Below are 659 nucleotides of genomic sequence, written 5' to 3' on the forward strand. Positions count from 1 at the left end.
GGGGCGGGTGCGCGCGGAGATCGGGACCGGCACCACCGGCAACACCCCCGCATCCGGCTCGGTGCTGTGACCGGATTCACTGGATTCACCGGACACACCGGCCGCGGTGGGTCCGGCCGTGTCCGCCGTGCCGGACGCTGCCGCCACCGCCGAGTCGGCCGCATCGGATGTATCGGCACCACCGGACACACCGGTCGTGGTCTCTTGGGGCGCTTGTTCGATGATGAGGTGGGCGTTGGTGCCGCTGATCCCGAACGACGACACCCCGGCCCGGCGCGGGCGGTCGCCCGGTTCGGGCCATTCGCGGCCCGAATCGAGCAGCCGCACCTGGCCCTGGTCCCAGTCGACATGACCGGAGGGGGTATCGGCGTGCAGGGTGGGCGGCAGGAACCCCTCCTGCGCCGCCATCACCATCTTGATCACACCCGCAACACCGGACGCCGCCTGCGAGTGGCCCAGGTTCGTCTTCACCGAACCGAGCCATAGCGGTTCGGCGGGGTCGCGGTCGCGGCCGTAGGTGGCCAGCAGGGCCCCGGCTTCGATGGGGTCGCCGAGGGCGGTTCCGGTGCCGTGGGCCTCGACCGCGTCGATGTCGGCGGGCGCGAGCCCCGCATCGGCCAGCGCCCGCCGGATCACCCGCTCCTGCGACGGCCCGTTGG

1 protein-coding gene is annotated in these 659 nt (G+C 72.8%); it reads right to left on the reverse strand.

Translation table 11 applies throughout. From position 1 onward, the window contains the following. Positions 1–659 (reverse strand): ketoacyl-synthetase C-terminal extension domain-containing protein (locus ACYVD5_RS19380; protein ID WP_461002498.1); only part of this gene is annotated, 659 nt, incomplete at both ends.

Source organism: Streptomonospora sediminis, assembly GCF_054778995.1.